Genomic DNA, 20,617 nt, shown 5'->3' with positions numbered 1-20,617 from the left:
TTCAATTTAGAAGAAATTTTGAATTTTTTAAAAATTAAAATAAAACTGTAAAAACATGACTGCGGTTTTCAAACTTATAGTCAACGTTCCAACTTTGAAATCTGCAGATTTGTTTGATAATTGCCAATCCCAAACCACTTCCTTTATTTTCTGTGGATAGTCTTGAAAATCTTTTAAATAGAAAATCAGCATTTAATTTTTCTGATCCGGAATTTGTAATTTCTAAGCTTGAATGGGTCAATTTTACAGAAACGGAACCATCAAAGTCAGTGTAACGTATTGCATTAATTAACAAATTGTTGATTAAAACTTCAGTTAATCCACCATCTCCGCAGACGTTGATCCTGGGATTAACATTAGATGTTAGTCTAATGTTTTTTTGCTGAAAATGCTCTTCTAATAGTGCTAAACTTTGTCTTATCAGGGTATCAATTTGTATTTTCTCATGAGTGTCAAACTGATTGTTATCTATTTTAGCCAATAAAAGAAGATTTTTATTGATTCGTGAACTTCTAGTCAGCGTTTTATTCATTTCTTCTACAATATGATACTGTTTTTCAGTGAGATCTTTATTCTGCAGAAGGAGATCAATCTTATTTTTAAGAATGGCCAATGGTGTTTGTAATTCGTGGGAAGCGTTTTCAGTAAACTCTTTTTGAGTTTGATAGGCCAGAATATTATGATCAATGAGTTTTCGCAAAGATTGATGAAGCTCTTCAAATTCTCTAGTATCTGTTTGTTCAAATTCAATGGGATTTTGAGAGTTGAGATTAAAATTTTTAAGTTTTTCTAATGTAATTCTGAAGGGCTTCCATACTGTTTCAGACAAATTTTTGTTTAAAATAAGAAGCCCTAAAACGATCATTATGAAGAAAAAAGTGGTGATTACGGTAATTGCAGCAATTGTTTCTTGAGATTCTTCAATATTTGTTTCTACCGTAAAAATATAAGGTTTGCTATTGATATATACGACTGTTTTAAGGCTTCTGTATCTTTCAATTTCTGGCTCTGAAGAAAAAAGTTTGGGTTTTTCTATTGTAGAGTATACATCTTTTTTCAAAGGATCGGCCAAGACTTCCTGTATATTAGTTTCTGGCTGAATTTTTTCCCAAAGCATAATACTTTTCTTAAGCTCTTCATCAGAAAGTTTAAGATGATTAAACTCGAATGCTGTTTTTTGAGCAATAGTTTTGTTGTGTTCATCTAGCTCATTTTTCCAAATGGTGTCTACAACAATAAAATAAACAGGAATGCTTATGATCAGAATTATCAGAACATAAATCAGAAATGGTTTTGTCGTTTTGCTTAATAAGGGTTTCAAATCAATGATAAATTAGATGATAATTTACGATTTAAATTGTGTTTGTTAATTTTTATTATTGAGAATACCATTTATATCCCGTTCCATAGACCGTTTTTATATAATGTTCACATCCGGCGTCATAAAGTTTTTTCTTTAAATTTTTTACATGTGCGTATACAAAATCGTGGTTATCCAGCATATCAGCAAAATCTCCTGAAAGATATTCTGCTAAAATACTTTTTGAAATTACTTTATTCTTATTTCCGATAAAATAAATCAGCAGATCAAATTCTTTTTTGGTAAGCGAGATTACTTCATTATTTATTTTTACAGTTTTAGCTAAAAGATCTATTTCAAGTTCATTCTGCTTTACTGTATTTGAATTTCCAAATTGTTTTCTGCGAATAATAGAATATATTCTCGCCACTAATTCAGATAAATGGAAGGGTTTTGTAAGATAGTCATCTGCACCCATTTGCAGCCCATTTATTTTATCATCTAATGCGTTTTTTGCTGACACGATAATGACTCCATCCTGTTTATTCTGACTTTTTAATTCTTCAAGAATTTTAAGTCCATTTCCGTCTGGAAGCATGATATCAAGAACAATACAATCATATTGATAGGTTTCTATTTTGTGCATTGCTTCACGAAATGTATTTGCAAACTCACAAAGATTTTTTTCCTCCGAAAGATATTCTGCGATACTTTCAGCCAATTCTGTTTCGTCTTCTATGATCAGGATTTTCATTTTGCTAATGTATAGCTTCAAATTTGAAGTAATTTAGAATTGTAAGAAATATTTGAGTAAAAACAAAAAACCGCCTTAAAAAAGGCGGTTTGTGGTTTCTCCAGGAATCGAACCAGGGACACATGGATTTTCAATCCATTGCTCTACCAACTGAGCTAAGAAACCATATATTTTGTTTGTTATTTTCTTATTTAGTGGGTGCAAAAGTATACTATTTTATCATACCTAGCAAATGTTTTATTTAAAATTTCACAAATAAAAAAACCACCCTAAAAAAGGTGGTTTGTGGTTTCTCCAGGAATCGAACCAGGGACACATGGATTTTCAATCCATTGCTCTACCAACTGAGCTAAGAAACCATTATATGGTTGTTTGTATAACTTCGGTGTTTTAAAGTGATGCAAAAGTAGTAAGTTTTGATATATGATGCAAGTATTACCAGTTTTTTTTTAATTAAAATCAAAAACTTACTGATTTTCAGGTGTATTATTTTCCTGTTCTTTTCTGATCTGTTCACTCATTTCTTCCAAAACAGGTTTGATGGTGCTTTCAGGAAGATCACTGATTCTGATATACATCAATCCGTCAATGGCATCGTTGAAGTTTGGGTCTACATTAAAGGCAATTACCTTAGCATTTTGCTTGATATATTTTTTAATTAAAACAGGTAATCTTAATTCGGGTTCCAGATCATCAATGATCTTGTCTAGTTTATTAAGATCAGATTCCATTTCGTCAAAAAACAGATTTTTATCCCTCTCACGAAGTTTTACCTTATATTCATTTCGTGGTGTGATATATTGTGCCACTGCTGAATCATAATAGTTAGATCGCATAAATTCAATCATCAGCGATTTCGAAAATTCAGAAAATTTATTTGAGATACTCACACCGCCCATCAAAAATTTGTGATCGGGATTTCTCAGACAAACGTGTACAATCCCTCTCCACAAAAGAAAAAGCGGAAGTGGTTTTTGCTGATATTCTTCGCGGATATATGCTCGGCCCATTTCAATTACCTTCTTAAAAAAAGGATGAATATCCTGTTCAAACTCAAACAATGAACTGGTGTAGAAGCCTTTGATACCAAATTTTTTCATAACATCTTTTCCGAGGGCCATTCTGTATGCTCCGGCAAGCTGTTCTGTGGCATTATCCCAGAGAAAAAGATGATGATAGTGCTTGTCATACTCATCAAGATCAAAAGGTAAATTGCTACCTTCGCCTACCGCACGAAAAGTAAGCTCGCGCTGACGTCCTATTTCTCTCATCACAGACGGAATCTGCTCGTAAGGAGTAAAATAAATTTCATAATTCCCGTTGCTGAAAAGCATCTTATCTGTACCTTTCAGTTTGTTGATGTCTTTTAAAATATCTTCTTTCGGAGTTTCATCAATGATATTCTGGACAATGTTTTCTTCTCTTAACAACTGAAATTTCAGCGATAAGTTTTTAAGATTAATCACCTGCGCCAAAGATTTTCTCTTCTCGTAGTAAGATTTCATCATGTACACCTTGCGCTTTAAAAATTCACCCAATTCTTCAATGGTTTCCATATCATCCATTGCTTTTACGGTGATTGGTTTTCCTATTCTGATACGGATAGGTTTTTCCCGGTCATTCATCATTTCTGCTGGAAGCATCAAAGTCTGTAAATTCGGATGAATTTTTGAGACCTGGTAAAATAATGTACTGTTCTTTGCATGAAAATACATGGGAACTACCGGAACTTTCGCCATTTTGATAAGCTTTAAAGCAGGTTTTTCCCATTCTCTATCTAGAATTTCGCCGTAAGGATTATTTTTATTTGAGACTTCACCTGCAGGAAAAATTCCTACGCAGCCACCATTTTCAAGGTGTTTCAGCGTGCCCCGCATTCCCGAAGAGCTGCTATAAGCTTCTTTTCTGCCTTCAAAAGGATTGACGGAAATTACATAAGGTTCCATCGGCTTTATCTTTTCTAAAAGAAAATTACCCATTACTTTGAAATCCGGTCTTACTTCTGATAAAACTTTGCACATCAAAATCCCGTCGATTGCGCCGAGCGGATGGTTTGAAACCAGTATAAATGGTCCTGTCTTAGGGATTTTTGCTAAATCTTCTTCAAATGCGATGTAACTTAAATTTCTTTCTCTAACAAATGAGTCGAAAAAATCTTTGCCTTCCTTGTCTTTTAATTTGTCGTATAATCTGTTTACTTCATTGATCTTGGCAACGCTCATTACAGCAGACGCAATAGGATTCTTGAGAAATCCCATTTTATTTAAGCCGGAAGCTTTGATTAAGTCATTTTTCGAAATTAAACTCATGTGTTTTTAGTCGTGATTAGTTTTATTGTGTTACCATCTGCAGTGTATTTTTCGCAATCTGCTCCAATAATACACTTTTTTCCTGGTAAAATTTACCGATGTTTTCCATTTTTGCATTCCTTACCGTAAATAAAGATACATTTTTTACGACATCAGTTTTAAAAACTTTCTGAAGTTCTTCGTTGAGTTCATCAATTTTCAAAAATTTGTCTTCCAGACATAAAGCTAATGAAATTGCAGAGTTCTGCATCAGCGAAACTTTAATTTTATATTTAGATAAATACCCGAAAACCAGACTCATATGGTCTTCTGCGATGAAAGAGAAATCTCTGGTAGAAATTTTCATTAAGGTTTGATTTTCTTTTAAAATATATGATTCTTCATGCTGGTTTTCTTCACAGGCACCTACTTTTGTTCCTCCTTTCGTAGGATCAACAAAAGATTTTACATAAAAAGGAATATTTTTCTGCTGTAGAGGCTGTAATGTTTTTGGGTGAATGACACTTGCGCCGTAATACGCCATTTCAATGGCTTCTTCGTAGGAAATATTGGAAAGCAGAGAGACATTATTGAATTTTCTTGGATCGCCCGTCATAACTCCGGGAACATCTTTCCAGATCGTCATCGCCGTTGCATTTAGGCAATACGCAAAAATAGCGGCAGAGTAATCTGAACCTTCTCGCCCTAATGTTACCGTAAAATTATTGTCATCTGATCCTATAAAACCTTGAGTTACGTAGCAAATAGACGGGTTTAAGGTGGCTATAAACTCTTCAGTTTTCGCCCAGTTTACATTTCCGTCTCTGTAAGAATCATCAGTTTTAATATAATCTCTTGCATCAAGCCATTGATTGGTAAATTGAATGTCATTCAGATATTCGCTTACAATTTTGGTAGAAATCATTTCTCCGCAGCTCACCACCTGATCATAAACGAAGTTATAGTTAGGAGATTTATTTCTTCTTAAGAATGAAACGATATCATCAAAAAACAGGTTAATTTCGTCAAAAGCCACATGGTCATTCCGGAAAAGCCCCTTAGCTATTTCAATGTGCTTCTGTTTTATCTTTTCAATTTCGGTTTGGTAGTTATTTTTTTCAAAGTACAGTTCTACTACTTTTTCCAGCTCATTGGTTGTTTTACCCATTGCTGAAATGACCAGCAGACATTCCTCAAAGCCCTGGCTCTTCAAAACCATAGACACATTTTTTACACTTTCGGCATCTTTTACCGAAGCTCCACCAAACTTGAAAATTTTCATTGAATATTTAAAATAAAGTGATTAGATAAATAAAAGTTTTTGAATCGACAAAATTATAAATTTACAGTGAGATATGAAAGAGCACAATTTGGTGATTAATAATTGATGCATAATTGTTTTAAAATGATGTTTTTACGAGTTAATAATCTTTTAATCAACTCCTTATCTAATTTGAAAGAAAATTCTTTGAGGTCTGATTATTTTTCCGAAATTTGACGGTAACGTAAAAGTATAAAAATGTCAGATCAACCATTACAGACTTTAGGAGAATTTTTAATTGATAAGCAAGAAGATTTTCAGTATTCCACTGGTGAGTTTTCACGTCTTCTAAGTGCGATAAGGCTGGCGTCAAAAGTTGTTAACAGAGAAGTTAACAAGGCAGGAATTGTAGATATTACAGGCGCAGCAGGAAATCAGAATATTCAGGGTGAAGAGCAGCAAAAACTTGATGTTATTGCCAACGATATTTTTATAACTGCTCTGTCACAGAGAGAAGTGGTCTGCGGAATTGCTTCGGAAGAAAATGATGATTTTATCGATATAAAATGTGGCGAAAACGGTCATTTAAGCAAGTATGTAGTGCTAATCGATCCGTTAGACGGTTCTTCGAATATTGATGTAAACGTCTCTGTAGGAACTATTTTTTCTATTTACCGTAGAGTTACAGAGCCGGGGACACCGGTACAGCTGGAAGATTTCTTACAAAAAGGAATCAACCAGATTGCAGCTGGATACGTTATTTACGGTTCATCTACCATGATTGTTTATACGACAGGAAATGGTGTAAACGGTTTTACATTAGATCCTTCATTAGGAACTTATTATCTTTCTCATCCCAATATGACATTTCCAAAAACAGGTAAAATTTACTCAATCAACGAAGGAAATTATATTAAATTCCCTCAGGGAGTGAAAAATTATCTAAAATATTGTCAGATGGAAGAGGGCGACCGTCCTTATACTTCAAGGTATATTGGCTCTTTAGTCGCAGATTTCCATAGAAATATGCTGAAAGGAGGTATTTATATTTATCCATCATACGGTCAGTCACCCAACGGGAAATTAAGGCTATTGTACGAATGTAACCCAATGGCATTTTTGGCTGAACAGGCGGGCGGAAAAGCTACTGATGGCTTCAGAAGAATCATGGAAGTTGAACCTACCGAACTGCACCAAAGAATACCGTTTTTCGCAGGAAGCGTTGATATGGTAGAAAAAGCAGAAGAATTTATGCGAATCGACAGCGTAAAATAAATGAAAGCAGAATATTTTAGATATTTATTACAATTCAAACGCCCGAGTGGAACATCTCGCGGCGTTTTATATGAAAAGGAAACTTTTATTCTTGAAATAGCAGAGAACGGGAAAAAAGGAATAGGAGAGTGTGCTGTTTTCCGGGGACTGAGCTTTGATGACCGCCCTGATTACGAAGAAACATTAAAATGGCTTTCTAATAATATACATCAAGATTTTGAATTTTTAAAAGAAGAATTGAAGGAGTTTCCATCGATTTGGTTGGGGTACGAACAGGCTTTATTAAATTTAAAACATGGTGGTAATATCTACTTCCCTAATGAATTCACAGACGGTAAAACCTCAATGGTGATCAATGGTTTGATCTGGATGGGCGATATTGGTTTTATGGAAGAACAGATTCATGAAAAACTGGAAGCTGGCTTTCATTGTATTAAATTAAAAATTGGTGTAGATTGGAAATCTGAACATGAAATTCTTCAAAAACTAAGACGAAAATTCTCAAAAGAACAGTTAGAATTACGTGTTGATGCCAATGGTGGATTTTCAAAAGAAGAGGCTAAACTTGTACTGCAGCAACTCGCAGATCTGCATATACATTCTATCGAACAACCTATCAGAGCAGGAAGTTGGAGTGATATGGCACAATTGTGTGCAGAAACACCAACACCGATTGCACTGGATGAAGAATTAATTGGAATTATTAATTTTAATGAAAAGAAAAGACTTTTACAGTCTGTAAAGCCTCAATACATAATTTTAAAACCATCATTAGTCGGCGGATTCTCAGGATCTGATGAATGGATATCATTAGCTGATCAGCAAAATATAAGCTGGTGGATTACTTCTGCACTAGAAAGTAATATCGGACTGAATGCTATTGCACAGTACGCCTATACCAAAAACAATCCCATGCCTCAGGGTTTAGGTACCGGAGGACTTTTTACGAATAATTTTGATAATCATCTAAGATTAGATGGTGATCAATTGTTTTTTAAAGGATAGAGTAGTTTTTTACCAATAACTGTTGTTTAAATAGATTGAGTTTATTAAATAACATCTTTAATAAACATTGCTTTTTTTATATAGTCTACTATATAAAAAAACTTTTTTTTGATTGTTTCCATAATATTTATATTAATAGTATTTTGAATTTGTACGTTTGCAAAAAATACGCCATTCCCTGTAAAGTGCTAATAATCCAATATATAATCCCTAGTTTTTATACAGGCATTAATGTAAATGTGTATTCATTATTTTTCACTCTGTCGGCAATTAAGCTTCTATTGATCCCATGTAACGTCTGGAAAATATCACTCTGTGCCTGTGAGCTTGAGAGGTATCCCCAATGGTTTCCAAATTCAAATTTGAATGAACTCTTCAAATCGTTTTCAATAAAAGTACAGTCGATAATTGAAACAATATCTTTAAAACGTTCAATATTTGACGGGCCGTTTTTTCCTAATCTTGGTGTCAGTATATTTTTTGTAAACTGTGAAATGCCTAAAATTGCATCTTTTCTGTTTAAATAAATCGAAACTCTATTAGCCAGCAAAGGAAGTTTATTAAAAGAATCTTCAGCATCATCAAAAACTTTGTAGGAAACATCTGCATTCAATAATAAAACCTGATCAATTACCCGCAGAATATTCTCTCCTTTCAGACTGTACAGCATGCTTTGAAGTACTCTATTTCCCAATGAATGCGTCATCATGTGAATGTGCTGGTTACATGGCTTCAAATCTTTGTTTGAAAATATATCTTTCAGAAACTGTGTATAAAAATAAAATAGTCTTACCAATGAAGTCCCGGAGTTAATACTCGCGGCCTTGTCATCAAAATAAGTCATAGGAATCAAACTGCTTGATGCGGGCCAGCTGATAAACAAAATATGCTCAATCGGAGATTCTGGGTTATCTATAAACAGCTTTTTAAGATCAATAATTGCTTTTAGTTCATCATCGAAAGTATATGCATAACCGTGAATAAATATCAATACATCACTTCTTACTTTCGTCGAAGACATATCTTTATACAATTCATAAAACATTCTCTGAGTTCCGCCGAGATTATTTGCAGTTAAGCCAGACTGTTTTAATCCTTTTTCATTCAGCAAAACATCCAAGACTTCTTCATAGCTCTGTTTTTTAGGTTCTGAAAACAATTTGTAATCTAAAATCTTTCTGTCAGAATATTCTTTCTTCTTTTTAAATTGAGCTGTTGATTCCTTAAAGCCGTCAAAATTACATTTTGCAATCCTGAAATTGGGGATTGAGTATTCATCATTAGAGAAAGAATCATTCTTTTCGCCTTTATGACGTACAATCTTGCGGTTGCTAAGGATATAAACAGACATTATTGTTTATAAAAATGGTTTTACGGAATAAAGTTCGACATAAATTTTCAATTATTTGTGAATTTAATGTAAAAAATTTCGTTTTTTTTAACCCTTAAATTTTATTAAATTTGCAAATTGCTGTAAACATCATGCAGCAACGTAAGTTTACTCTAATGGAAGAAGAAAAAAAATCGCTTAATTTTATTGAGCAAATTATAGAAGATGATTTGGCAAACGGTATGAGAAATGATCAGATCCGTTTCCGTTTTCCGCCGGAACCTAATGGTTATCTGCATGTAGGTCATACAAAAGCGATCTGCATCAACTTTGGTTTGGGCGAAAAATACAATGCCCCCGTAAACCTTCGTTTCGATGATACAAATCCTGAAAAAGAAGAGCAGGAATTTGTAGATTCTATCATGAAAGATGTAGAATGGCTAGGTTTCAAATGGGATAAAGTTTTGTACGCATCCGACTACTTCCAGCAGTTATACAACTGGGCAGTTCAGTTGATTAAAGAAGGGAAAGCTTATGTTGACGAGCAACCATCACAAATCATTACAGAGCAAAGAAAAAATCCTACAGAAACTGGTGTAGAATCTCCATTTAGAAACCGTCCTGTTGAAGAATCTTTAGATTTATTCGAAAAGATGAAAAATGGTGAATTTGAAAGTGGTTCAATGTCACTTCGTGCCAAAATTGACATGGCTTCACCCAATATGAATATGCGTGATCCTGTGATGTACAGAATTTTAAATAAGCCCCATCACAGAACAGGTACAGAGTGGAAAATTTATCCAATGTATGATTGGGCTCATGGTGAGTCTGATTATATCGAGCAAGTTTCTCACTCATTGTGCTCTTTAGAATTTGAAAACCACAGACCGCTTTATAACTGGTATTTAGACCAGGTTTATGAAGACGGAAAGGTTAGAAATAAGCAGAGAGAATTTGCAAGGATGAATGTGTCTTACATGATTACTTCTAAAAGAAAACTGCAGAGGCTGATCGCCGAAAATGTAGTCAACGGCTGGGACGATCCTAGAATGCCTACCATTTCCGGAATGAGAAGAAAAGGGTTTACCCCGACCTCTATCAGGAATTTTATTGATAAAGTAGGTGTTGCTAAAAGAGAAAATTTAATTTCAATTCAACTATTGGATTTTTGTGTGCGTGAAGACCTGAATAAAGTTGCGAAACGTGTCATGGCAGTTGTAGATCCTGTGAAATTGATTATTGAAAATTATCCTGATGGTCAGGAAGAGTGGCTTGAAACCGAGAACAACCCGGAGCAGGAAAATGCTGGTACAAGGCAGATCCCGTTCTCAAGAGAATTATATATTGAGCGTGAAGATTTCAAAGAAGAAGCTAACAATAAATTTTTTAGATTAAAATTAGGTGGAGAAGTCCGTTTAAAGTCTGCGTACATCATCAAAGCTGAAAGAGTAGAGAAAGATGAAAACGGAGAAATCACAACCATTTACGCATCGTATGATGAGAAATCGAAGTCGGGAAGCGGTACCGAAGAAAGTTTAAGAAAGGTAAAAGGTACCTTACATTGGGTTTCTGCAAAACACGCAATTCCTGTGGAAGTTAGAATTTATGATAACTTATTCACGGTAGAGCAGCCGGATGCTGAAAAAGATGTAGATTTCTTAAATTTCATCAATCCAAATTCTGTATCTACTATTCAGGGATTTGCTGAGCCAGGTTTGAAAGATGTTGAAGTAGGCGAGCCGCTTCAATTCCAAAGAATTGGATATTTTACGAAAGATCAGGATTCTACGGATACAAATTTTGTATTCAACAGAACGGTAACTTTAAAAGACTCCTATAAGCCGGAGTAAAAATTTATTTATATCACAATAAATAAAGCAGGGCTTAACTTTTAAGTCCTGTTTTTTTGTTTTAAACATCAAACAATTAAATCGTGAAAATCATACATTTATATACAAGTTCTTTCAAAGGACTTTCAAAAGAAAGCTGGATGTTGGCATTGGTTATGCTGATCAACCGTTCCGGCTCTATGGTATTGCCATTTTTGGGAGTATACATGACTGCGCATCTCAAATTCAGTATAGAAAATACCGGAATTGTTTTAAGTTTTTTCGGAATCGGTTCGGTAATCGGATCATGGCTAGGTGGTTATATCACTGACAAAATAGGAGAATTTAAGGTACAGTCTATCAGTTTGTTGCTTAGTGTACCATTGTTTTGCTTGATTCCCATATTCAAAACTGAAGCAGGAGTTGCATTAATTATTTTATTGCAGAGTATTGTCAGCGATTCATTCCGTCCTGCAAATTCTGTAGCAATTACCAAATATGCAAAACCCGAAAATATTACCCGTGCATTTTCCCTCAATCGTATGGCGGTCAATCTGGGATTTTCAATAGGCCCTGCTTTGGGTGGAATTTTATCTGCAATTTCTTATGAATTTCTGTTTTACAGCAATGCTTTGGCGGCTTTGTTAGCAGGGTTGCTCTACATTTGGTTTTTTTCAAAAAGAGCTAAACTGTCAGAAATAGCTGCTAAAAAAATAAAAGAAATAGTTGAAATAAAAAAAGAAAATTCTCCTTACCGGGATGGTAAATTTCTGCTATATTGCTTTTTCTGTATGCTTTTTTCAATCTGTTTTTTTCAAATATTCAGTACACTGACGATTTTTTACAAGGATACTGCCCAGTTGAGTCAGCACAATATAGGCTATATTTTAGCATACAGTGGATTTTTAGTTGTCTTACTCGAAATGGGACTCGTGCAGATTGCAGAAAAGTATTTCAGCCTCGCAATTACAATGCTTATAGGAACTTTTATTTGCGGGTTTTCATACGCAATGCTTGCTTTCGATTATAGCTTGCTTGCGTTACTGGTTTCAATGACTTTGCTATGCATCGGAGAAATCTGGACACTGCCTTTCATGTCTACCATAACAGCATTACGATCAGGGAAAAATAACAAAGGAGCTTATATGGGTCTAAATGGAATTTCGTTTTCAATTGCATTTATCATTACACCCTATTTAGGAACTCTGATCGCTGAAAAATTCGGATTCAGTGTTTTATGGATCGGGACCGGGCTTTTGGCGACAGCTATTGCTCTCGGTTTTTATCTTGTCGTTCCGTGGATGCTGAAAAATAAAGAAATAATATCTGAAAACTGATGATTATTGCTGCTGCAGAATTTCTGCAGCTTTTTTTTTTAATATTACAATTTAAACTTAAAATATTTAAAAATGTACAATATTTGCTAATGCAAGTGTACAAACAACTTCATGACCAAATTTTACTTTTTAGCACTTACCTTCTATACTACGATGATTTTTTCGCAAAAAAAGGATTCCGCGACATTGATTTCAGAAGTGAAAATTGATTCTTACAAGAAACCAACCACATTTATCACCTCTACAAAATCAGTTTCTGTCGTTTCGGAAAATTTACTCAATCAGAATCCACCAGAAAGATTATTAGAATCGATCAATCAAATCGCAGGTGCAAGAATGGAGGAACGCTCACCCGGGAGTTACCGGATTTCCCTTCGTGGAAGCACTCTGCGATCACCATTCGGAGTTCGTAATGTGAAGGTGTACCTGGATGATTTTATTTTATCTGATGCTTCGGGAAATACTTATTTTAATGTTATATCTCCGGAATTGATCAACAGAATAGAAATTTTTAAAGGTCCGGAAAGCGGAGATTTTGGCGCGGCAACAGGTGGGGCTGTTCTACTGCAGACTCAAAATGCTGAACATGTTTCAGGCAGCCTTTCCCTCGGAAGTTATGGAACATTTAATGAAAGTATAAATTTTTCAAAACAGGCAGGAAAACACTTTTTTCAAATTTTCCAGAACTATTACCGTACAGATTCTTATCGTGAACAGTCTGCTGTAGAAAGAAAACATATTTTTTTAAAAGATAATTTTCAGTATTCAAAAAATGCTGAACTAAAGGCAATGATCCTCCTTTCAGATATCGACTATCAAACTCCAGGCGGCCTGACTCTGGAACAGATGGAGCTCAATAGAAAACAAGCAAGGCCTAAAACAGCAGCACTTCCCGGTGCAAATGAGCAGAATGCAGGAATACGTAATAAAATGATTTTAGCAGGCATTTCTCACGAGTTCGCAATAATTCCAAATTTGTCTCATTTTGTTTTGGTTCAGGGTTCGTATGTTGATTTTGAAAACCCTTTTATCACCAATTTTGAAAACCGTTATGAGAGTAATTTTGCAGTGAGAACGCATTTGAATTATCAGCAGAACTGGGAAAAAATTTCAGCAGAATGGAGATTGGGCTATGAAGGTGGAACAAATCATATTTTCATTAAAAATTTTGATAATAATAGAGGAGCAGAAGGTGATCCGCAGAATTTTGATCAGCTTAAAAGCAATTCAGGATTCTTTTTTGTCTCACAGAAATTAAATTTTAGTGAAAAGCTCTTTTCTGATATTTCATTGAGCTTAAATTCAAATTCCTATGCTTGGGAAAAGCTGTATCCGGTTTCTGAAAACGGTGAAACAAAATTTAAAGATCAGCTGCTTCCCAATTTTGGAGTTACGTATCTTATCGGGAACGGTTTCTCTTTGAGAGGGAAAACCGGAAAGGGAAATTCTGCACCCACCAATGAAGAAATACGCTCATCGAATCAGGAATTTAATCTGAATCTCGTTCCGGAATTTGGTTGGAATAAAGAAATTGGCATAAGAAAGCAATTTGGGAATTTCCTTTTTGCAGAAGCAGGTTATTTTGATTTTCGACTAAAAGATGCGATTGTAAGAAGACAGAATGAGCGCGGTGAAGAATTTTTTGTGAATTCTGGTGAAACTGTTCAAAAAGGTTTCGAAATTTTATTAGAGTCTAAAAATTTCAATCTTAAAAATGATTTTTTCAGCAATTTTAAATTCAGATTTTCAGGCAGCTTTTATGATTTTAAATTTCAGGATTATCAGCAGGGTGAAAATGATTTTTCAGGGAATGATTTGACAGGAGTTCCGAAGTCTACAATCAACAGTTTACTGAATTTTACTTTTTTCAAAATACTTTCAGTCGATTATTCTCATTTTTACACTTCAAAAATCCCTTTGAATGATGCAAATACGGCTTGGTCAGATTCAAGTTTAGTAGGCAATATTCAGTTCAGATTTCCTGTTGTTATTGAAAAAACGAAGCTCAATTTATTTCTGCAAATTCAAAATATTTACAATACCGATTATGTTTTAGGTTTTGATATCAACGCTTTTGGTAATCGTTATTACAATCCTGCTGCAAAAAGGAATTTTGTTTTAGGAGTAAAAGCTGAATTTTAAAAATATTAATATTCTTTTTATAGCATACAGTTTGTTATTCCGTAGGATTCTAAACAGAATCTTATTTTTGCAGCTGAGATTCATACGGAATAAGAAATTGAAGACGTTTCACTATTCATCCTTTAAATGAATATTATTTACAATCATCTCCGCATGAATTCTTGAATTTTCAATAAACCAAAGATGGGTATCTTTTCCTCCACACACAACTCCCGCAAGATACAGATTCGGAATATTGGTTTCCATCGTATCTGAATTGTAAGCAGGTTTTAGGCATTCTTCCTGAAGATCTATTCCTGCATTTTTAAGAAAATCAAAATCGGGAAGATAGCCAGTCATTGCGAGGACAAAATCATTTTCAATTTCATGTAAATCACCATTTTTATCTTTAAAAATAACGGAGTATTCTTTAATTTCTAATAATTCAGAATTGAAGTGTGCTTTTATACTTCCTTCTGCGATCCGGTTTTCAATGTCAGGTTTTACCCAATATTTCACGTTTTCAGAAATTTCAGAATGACGGATGATCATTGTAACTTCCGCACCTTTTCGGTAAGTTTCCAAGGCAGCATCAACCGATGAATTGCTCGATCCGACAACGACAATTTTCTGTTTTGCGTATGGATAGGGCTCGGTGTAATAATGTTTTACCTTTTCCAGATTTTCACCAGGAATATTCATTAAATTCGGTAGGTCATAAAATCCTGTGGAAATTATAACGTTTTTTGCCAGATATTTTGATTTTGAAGTTTCAATTTCAAAGACTTCTTCTTCTCTTTTAGAAATATGTAAAACCTTTTCATATAGATTAATATTCAGGTTTTTATGTCTTGCAATTCCCTGATAATACTCCAGAGCATCTTGTCGCCCAGGTTTTGGAGCAGCAGAAATAAAAGGGATTTCATCAATTTCCAGCTTTTCAGCTGTCGAAAAAAACCTCATGTACAAAGGATAATTGTACAATGAGTTGACAATCGTCCCTTTCTCAATAATTAAATAGCTGAGGTTGTTTTTCTTTGCTTCAAGTGCGCAGTTGAGACCGATGGGTCCTGCTCCGATGATGAGAATATCCAAAATTTCCATAGAACAAATTTAGTCAATTTATGGCATCAGTTTTGGTCGTTGTAAGAAGTAAAGTTTCAAAAATGAAGAACATATTTTTATTGGTCGTTCTGCTTTTTTTTGCAGGCTGTAAAAAGAATGAGGCCAAAACTGATAAAGTATTGCAGGATTCTACAAGCCAGAAAACAAAAGCTTCAGAAATTGCCGGAACAGATCCGGAATCTAAAAAAGAGGATTTGAGAAAGATCAACGATGAAATTCTTATCATATTAAAAAATAAAAATTATAAGTCTTTTGCAGAATTTATTCACCCTGAAAAAGGAGTTCGTTTTTCTATGTATGCATTTACCAGCATTAATGAAGACAAACATTTTACCAAACCAGATTTTATAAAATATCAACCAACTAAAACTATCTTTACCTGGGGCGCAAGAGACGGCTCAGGAGATCCATATAAAGCAACCGTTAATCAATACTTAAAAGACTGGGTTTTTGTGAAAGATTTTACGAATGCAAGTTATTCTGCCAATGAATTTCAGGCTGGTGGAAATTCGCTGAACAATTTAAAGGAAATTTATCCTGATACCGATTTTACAGAAAATTATATACAGGGCACAGGGAAAAACAACGAGATGGATTGGAATACCCTGCGTTTGATCTTTGAAGAGTTTCAAGGAAAGTATTATCTGGTTGCAGTTGTTAATGACCGCTGGACAATTTAATAACCGGTTGCTACAATATTTCAGACAATTGCTTTGTTAAATTTCGTCTGGAAAATTTCTGAATATTTCCTTTATTCTCTAATAGATTTCCGCTCTTCCAAAGTTCAAACTTTTCCAGAATAAAACTTTTAACTGCTTCTGAGTCTTCATAGCTGAAATGTTTTCCGGCCTTCGTTTCGTCTAAAATTTTTGAAACATCCGCATCATTCGGGCCAAAAGAAATAATCTGTTTTCCTGTCGCAAGATATTCAAATATTTTCCCCGGAATAATTCCTTTTGAAGACTCGTTCGGGAAGTTGGTAATCAATAACATTGAAGAATTTGACATTTCATCAACTGCTTTGTCATGTGACAGATATCCCAGATTATCAATATGATTTTTTACGTTTGAATTTTCAATAGACTGCAAAATTTTATCATCAATTCTACCTGCAAATTTTAGACTAAAGTTCTTAGCAAAATCTGCATTTATGATAATTAAATCATCAAGAGCTTTCCAAAGGTTTTGAGGATTTCTTAGCTGTTCAAGAACTCCTATATAACTCAAAGTGAATTTATTTGAGAGAGTTTCAGCGGTTGGGTGCGGAACAGAAGCATCACTTTCATCATAACCATTGGTAATGCAAAAGGCATTGGCTCCGTTTTTCCTGAAATTTTCAGCATCGGTATAGCTTGTTGCCAATGTGATATCTGCGTTTTTGAAAACATCACTTTCCAGCTGACGGTGTTTTTTGTCAGATTTATTGGTTAGTTTTAAATGTTTGTAATAAGAAATCTCCGTCCAAGGATCACGGAAATCGGCAATCCATTTAATATCAGTGAATTTTTCTTTCAATTTCAAACCAATCAAATGTAGCGAATGCGGCGGCCCGGAAGTAACGACAACATCAATTTTATTTTCTTTTAAATAGTTTTCTAAAAATTTCACAGAAGGATTTACCCAAAAGACTCTAGCGTCCGGAATGAAAAAATTTCCGCGAACCCAAATGGATAATTTAGATTTCCAGCTTTGGTTACTCCCTACATCAAACTGCCCGGCTTTAAATTTTTTATTACTCTTATTAAGCTTCTCAGCCAATTGATAAGGTTCCCAGATTTTAGTTTTTATAATTTTTAAATCTTTAGGAATGTCTTTTATCAAACTTTCATCAATCAAAGGATAGCTTGGATTTTCAGGAGTAAAAATAATAGGTTTCCAGCCGAATTCAGGGAGATATTTTGCAAACTTCAACCATCGCTGAACTCCCGGTCCACCTGCAGGTGGCCAGTAATAGGTGATGATAAGGATTTTTTTCTCTGTCAATTTAAAGATAATTTTTAAAAATTATTCCTATTAAAGTTATTAGGATTATTAGAAATAAAGAAAATAAACAACCTGTTGATTTCTGTTTATCAAGCTTTTTTAAATTTATAATATGCCTTTTAGCCTTCTCATAATTTAGAAAAAAACCTCTCCAAGAATTATCAGGAACAGATAAACAGTAGATTTTATTATTATCAAAAGACTGATAAAGATAGCAGTCAAAATTTCTTAATGTGTCATCACCAACTTTGATGAGCTTTTGATTAGCAATTAATTGGTTAAGTTTTTCTTCGAATATTTCAAATTCTTTTTGAGAAATAAATTTTGTTGTTTCTAAATCTGCTAAATCCATTCGAAGCTTTTAACTTACTAATTAGCAGTTTTACTTTCGTCTCTTTTGCGGTAGATATAATATAATCCACCCGCGCTCAATAAAACAAATAATCCAAAACATAGCAAAGAAATCCATTTTCCGGTAGCAATCACTTCAGGTTCAAAAATCATTCTGATGCTGTGTTCTCCTGCCGGAACGTGTACTGCACGCAAAAGATAATCTGCTTTGATGTACGAAACTTCTTTTTCATCAACAAACATTTTCCAGCCGTGGGGATAATAAATCTCTGAGATAACAGCTAATTGTGGGGTTTTCGATTGAGATTTAAACTCCAATTCATTCGCTTCATATTTTGTTAGGTTAATAAAAGCGGTAGAGTCTGGCTGAACTTGTTTTCCATTAAAATAAGCCTTGTCTGAAACATTGATAACTGCTGTTTTCTTTGAGTCAATATTTCCAAGCGATTTTATTTCTTCGTCTGGAGTATTGACAAATTTAAGATCACTCACAAACCACGCATTTCCGTTCGCATTAGGATTCGGGACAACCTGTGGTTCCTGTGGATTTCCGAAAACCATGTACTTTGTATTCAGTAAATTCAATATTTTCGGTGTTTTTACGCTGTCTGGGTTTGAAATATATTCATTCAGTAGGTCATCATATCGTCTCAGTCGTACTGCATGATATCCACCGATGGAAGAAGTAAAATAAGAGGTATTGGTCTCACTTGTTACTCCCAAAACCTGGTTGTAAACTCTGTAATGTTTTTTGTCTTTTTCAGCAATTGTTTCCAGAGTTTTATTAACCGGAATACTTGCCAGAATAGATTGAAGGTTTTGATTATCACCTACTTTTTCAGCAAGATAATCCGAACCTTCTGTCTGGAAAGGGTTTTCAGCGAAGATTTTGTCAACGTAATTATCGTCATTCAGATAACGTTTATTGACTGTCCATAAATCAAATAAGCTTACCACACCAATGATAATTAAAGTAAGATTCTGATTCAGTTTTTGTTTTAAACTAAAAAATAAAATAGCAGCGGTAATTCCCACGTAAAACAATGCTTTGATTGCATCAATTCTGAATAATTTAAATCTTTCTTCTGTTAAATAATCTAGTAGGAAGGGTGGTAAATAGGTCTTCTCATTATCGGTATGGAAGCCTAATAGAGACTTTCCGAAAAGAATTAAAATTAATGTCAAGCCTAAAACTCCGCCGCTCACATACGTCAAAATTTTCTTTTTATATTCTTCTTCCAAAGATAAATCAGTATAAAATCTGTACAATCCAATGATGGCAATTAAAGGAAATAATAATTCAATAACAACCAAAATAGAAGATGGTGCTCTGAATTTGCTGTAAAAAGGAATATATTCAATAAAGAAATCCGACAATGGCATAAAGTTGCTTCCCCAAGCCAGAAGAATCGTCAGAATAGTCGCTCCAAGAATCCAGTAGCGGTACTTTTTCCATGCAAAAAAGAATCCTAAAAGGGCTAAAAAACATATAATAGCTCCCTGATAAGCAGGACCTGAAGTTCCGGGTTGGTCGCCCCAATAGGTTACGCTTCCAAAACCTTTAGAGACCCTATCCATTTCTGCTTGAGAAGTTACATTTTCCTGTACCAGCTCCTGAACTTTAGACATCATTTCTGCAGCTTCAGGCTCCTGGCTTCCGCCTCCCATCAATCTCGGAATGAAAAGATTTAAAGTTTCCAGTTTACCGTAACTCCACATCAGTATGCTTTCTTTATCCATTCCCGAATTTCCGGCAGTGTGGCTTTCTGTATTGAGAATTTGTTTTCCTCTTACAGTTTCTTTAATGTACTCAGAGTTGGCCATGATTCGCTGAGAATTCATCCCGACACCGATCGCTAAAGCTCCTGCTATGATTCCGGATGAGATCATGAAATGTTTCATCGGTGTTTTCTTTTGGATGGCTCTGATTAATTCAGACAAGAATAAAAATCCCAGTCCCAAAAACAGATAATAGGTCATCTGTGGATGATTGGCAGCCACCTGCAATCCGAAGAATAGAGTGGTGACAATGAAACCAAGGACGTATTTTTTTCTGATATACACCAGTAAAATTCCGGCTAAAAGCGGTGCAAAATATTCAATGGTATTGACTTTTCCGTTGTGTCCGGCTGCTATAATGATGTAGAAATAGGTAGAAAGACCAAAAAATGTGGCTCCCAAAAGCGCATATTTCCAATTTCTTACTGCGACCATTCCTAACAAGAAAAATCCTGAAAACAATAAGAAAAGATAATTAACAGGTCTCGGAAGAATATTCAAGTAACTGTCTAATTTTTTAATAATATCACCATCAAAACGGCTTCCCATTTGGTAAGTGGGCATCCCTCCAAACATAGAATCACTCCAATATGTTTCTTTATCGTAAGTGTCTCTGTAATCGATAAGTTCTTTCGCTCCGCCTCGATACTGAACGATATCATGTTGGAAAAGCTGCTTTCCCGTAAGCACAGGAGTGGAATATAAAAATGCTAAAACTAAGAATGCAGCGATGGAAATTGCAATGTAAATTAAGTTTTTATTTTTTGCCATTTTGGTTATCAGTAGATATTAATTGAGAAATTCTGATTTTAAGAATCATTCGTTTAGATTTGTTTTTGTTTCTAATGCAAAGTCCGCAAAGTTATTTTGCTACTATAT

15 protein-coding genes and 2 tRNA genes are annotated in these 20,617 nt (G+C 34.5%); 6 read left to right on the top strand and 11 right to left on the bottom strand.

Features of this window, described 5'->3' with window-relative positions; all coding sequences use genetic code 11:
- Window positions 1-34: 34 nt before the first annotated feature.
- From K0U91_RS01915 to K0U91_RS01890, 6 genes are all read right to left on the bottom strand, one after another.
- Window positions 35-1,321, bottom strand: a complete 1,287-nt coding sequence (locus K0U91_RS01915) for a sensor histidine kinase (RefSeq protein ID WP_220180206.1) — start codon at window positions 1,319-1,321, stop codon at window positions 35-37.
- Window positions 1,322-1,376: 55 nt separating this feature from the next.
- Complete coding sequence (locus tag K0U91_RS01910) at window positions 1,377-2,054, bottom strand: response regulator transcription factor (RefSeq protein WP_220180205.1); 678 nt, start codon at window positions 2,052-2,054, stop codon at window positions 1,377-1,379.
- A 92-nt stretch (window positions 2,055-2,146) separates the two neighbouring features.
- A tRNA-Phe gene (locus tag K0U91_RS01905) sits at window positions 2,147-2,219 on the bottom strand.
- A 121-nt stretch (window positions 2,220-2,340) separates the two neighbouring features.
- Window positions 2,341-2,413: transfer RNA gene (locus K0U91_RS01900), tRNA-Phe, on the bottom strand.
- 108 nt (window positions 2,414-2,521) lie between these two features.
- Window positions 2,522-4,363, bottom strand: coding sequence for a lysophospholipid acyltransferase family protein (locus K0U91_RS01895; protein ID WP_219971125.1), 1,842 nt, complete (start codon window positions 4,361-4,363; stop codon window positions 2,522-2,524).
- A 22-nt stretch (window positions 4,364-4,385) separates the two neighbouring features.
- The gene (locus tag K0U91_RS01890; RefSeq protein ID WP_220180204.1) at window positions 4,386-5,624 is read right to left on the bottom strand and encodes an aspartate kinase; all 1,239 of its coding nucleotides are present in this window, start codon (window positions 5,622-5,624) and stop codon (window positions 4,386-4,388) included.
- A gap of 237 nt (window positions 5,625-5,861) precedes the next feature.
- Between K0U91_RS01890 and fbp the strand changes: the two genes are divergently transcribed.
- Entirely contained in the window at window positions 5,862-6,878 is a 1,017-nt protein-coding gene (gene fbp, locus K0U91_RS01885) for a class 1 fructose-bisphosphatase (protein ID WP_079464089.1), read from the top strand.
- On the top strand, window positions 6,879-7,883 hold the full coding sequence (locus K0U91_RS01880; protein WP_220180203.1) for an o-succinylbenzoate synthase: 1,005 nt from the start codon (window positions 6,879-6,881) through the stop codon (window positions 7,881-7,883).
- 217 nt (window positions 7,884-8,100) lie between these two features.
- Here K0U91_RS01880 and K0U91_RS01875 read toward each other — a convergent pair whose 3' ends face one another.
- Window positions 8,101-9,234 carry an alpha/beta hydrolase gene (locus tag K0U91_RS01875; protein WP_220180202.1) on the bottom strand — a complete coding sequence of 378 codons (1,134 nt, stop codon included), beginning with the start codon at window positions 9,232-9,234 and terminating at the stop codon, window positions 8,101-8,103.
- A 155-nt stretch (window positions 9,235-9,389) separates the two neighbouring features.
- Here K0U91_RS01875 and K0U91_RS01870 point away from each other — a divergent pair, with 155 nt between their 5' ends.
- From K0U91_RS01870 to K0U91_RS01860, 3 genes are all read left to right on the top strand, one after another.
- Entirely contained in the window at window positions 9,390-11,063 is a 1,674-nt protein-coding gene (locus K0U91_RS01870) for a glutamine--tRNA ligase/YqeY domain fusion protein (protein WP_219971230.1), read from the top strand.
- Window positions 11,064-11,143: 80 nt separating this feature from the next.
- A complete protein-coding gene (locus K0U91_RS01865) occupies window positions 11,144-12,379 on the top strand; it encodes an MFS transporter (protein ID WP_408912596.1) in 1,236 nt (411 codons plus the stop codon).
- A gap of 111 nt (window positions 12,380-12,490) precedes the next feature.
- Window positions 12,491-14,521, top strand: coding sequence for a TonB-dependent receptor (locus K0U91_RS01860; RefSeq protein WP_220180201.1), 2,031 nt, complete (start codon window positions 12,491-12,493; stop codon window positions 14,519-14,521).
- Between the two features lie 111 nt (window positions 14,522-14,632).
- On the opposite strand, the gene K0U91_RS01855 is transcribed toward K0U91_RS01860, so the two are convergent.
- A complete protein-coding gene (locus tag K0U91_RS01855; protein WP_220180200.1) occupies window positions 14,633-15,604 on the bottom strand; it encodes a YpdA family putative bacillithiol disulfide reductase in 972 nt (323 codons plus the stop codon).
- Between the two features lie 62 nt (window positions 15,605-15,666).
- Here K0U91_RS01855 and K0U91_RS01850 point away from each other — a divergent pair, with 62 nt between their 5' ends.
- Window positions 15,667-16,305, top strand: a complete 639-nt coding sequence (locus tag K0U91_RS01850; RefSeq protein WP_219971117.1) for a hypothetical protein — start codon at window positions 15,667-15,669, stop codon at window positions 16,303-16,305.
- 10 nt (window positions 16,306-16,315) lie between these two features.
- Here the strand turns inward: K0U91_RS01850 and K0U91_RS01845 are convergent, their stop codons facing one another.
- From K0U91_RS01845 to K0U91_RS01835, 3 genes are read right to left on the bottom strand one after another with little or no spacing between them, the layout of a single operon-like run.
- Window positions 16,316-17,608 (bottom strand): glycosyltransferase family protein, encoded by a 1,293-nt coding sequence (locus K0U91_RS01845; protein ID WP_220180199.1) that lies wholly within the window; start codon window positions 17,606-17,608, stop codon window positions 16,316-16,318.
- A gap of 1 nt (window position 17,609) precedes the next feature.
- A complete protein-coding gene (locus tag K0U91_RS01840; RefSeq protein ID WP_219971113.1) occupies window positions 17,610-17,960 on the bottom strand; it encodes a hypothetical protein in 351 nt (116 codons plus the stop codon).
- A gap of 17 nt (window positions 17,961-17,977) precedes the next feature.
- Window positions 17,978-20,509 (bottom strand): YfhO family protein, encoded by a 2,532-nt coding sequence (locus K0U91_RS01835; protein ID WP_220180198.1) that lies wholly within the window; start codon window positions 20,507-20,509, stop codon window positions 17,978-17,980.
- Window positions 20,510-20,617 lie beyond the last annotated feature (108 nt).

The sequence above is a fragment of the Chryseobacterium sp. LJ668 genome (assembly GCF_019613955.1).
Classification (GTDB): Bacteria; Bacteroidota; Bacteroidia; order Flavobacteriales; family Weeksellaceae; genus Chryseobacterium.
The sequence above is the reverse complement of the archived record's forward strand: the minus strand, read 5'-3'. Positions and strand labels throughout refer to the sequence as shown.

Bases quoted from the DNA above. Each gene is read 5' to 3' on its own strand.
- K0U91_RS01910 (WP_220180205.1), bottom strand. From the start codon at position 2,054: ATGAAAATCCTGATCATAGAAGACGAAACAGAATTGGCTGAAAGTATC.
- K0U91_RS01895 (WP_219971125.1), bottom strand. From the start codon at position 4,363: ATGAGTTTAATTTCGAAAAATGACTTAATCAAAGCTTCCGGCTTAAAT.
- K0U91_RS01890 (WP_220180204.1), bottom strand. From the start codon at position 5,624: ATGAAAATTTTCAAGTTTGGTGGAGCTTCGGTAAAAGATGCCGAAAGT.
- fbp (WP_079464089.1), top strand. From the start codon at position 5,862: ATGTCAGATCAACCATTACAGACTTTAGGAGAATTTTTAATTGATAAG.
- K0U91_RS01880 (WP_220180203.1), top strand. From the start codon at position 6,879: ATGAAAGCAGAATATTTTAGATATTTATTACAATTCAAACGCCCGAGT.
- K0U91_RS01875 (WP_220180202.1), bottom strand. From the start codon at position 9,234: ATGTCTGTTTATATCCTTAGCAACCGCAAGATTGTACGTCATAAAGGC.
- K0U91_RS01870 (WP_219971230.1), top strand. From the start codon at position 9,390: ATGGAAGAAGAAAAAAAATCGCTTAATTTTATTGAGCAAATTATAGAA.
- K0U91_RS01860 (WP_220180201.1), top strand. From the start codon at position 12,491: ATGACCAAATTTTACTTTTTAGCACTTACCTTCTATACTACGATGATT.
- K0U91_RS01855 (WP_220180200.1), bottom strand. From the start codon at position 15,604: ATGGAAATTTTGGATATTCTCATCATCGGAGCAGGACCCATCGGTCTC.
- K0U91_RS01850 (WP_219971117.1), top strand. From the start codon at position 15,667: ATGAAGAACATATTTTTATTGGTCGTTCTGCTTTTTTTTGCAGGCTGT.
- K0U91_RS01840 (WP_219971113.1), bottom strand. From the start codon at position 17,960: ATGGATTTAGCAGATTTAGAAACAACAAAATTTATTTCTCAAAAAGAA.
- K0U91_RS01835 (WP_220180198.1), bottom strand. From the start codon at position 20,509: ATGGCAAAAAATAAAAACTTAATTTACATTGCAATTTCCATCGCTGCA.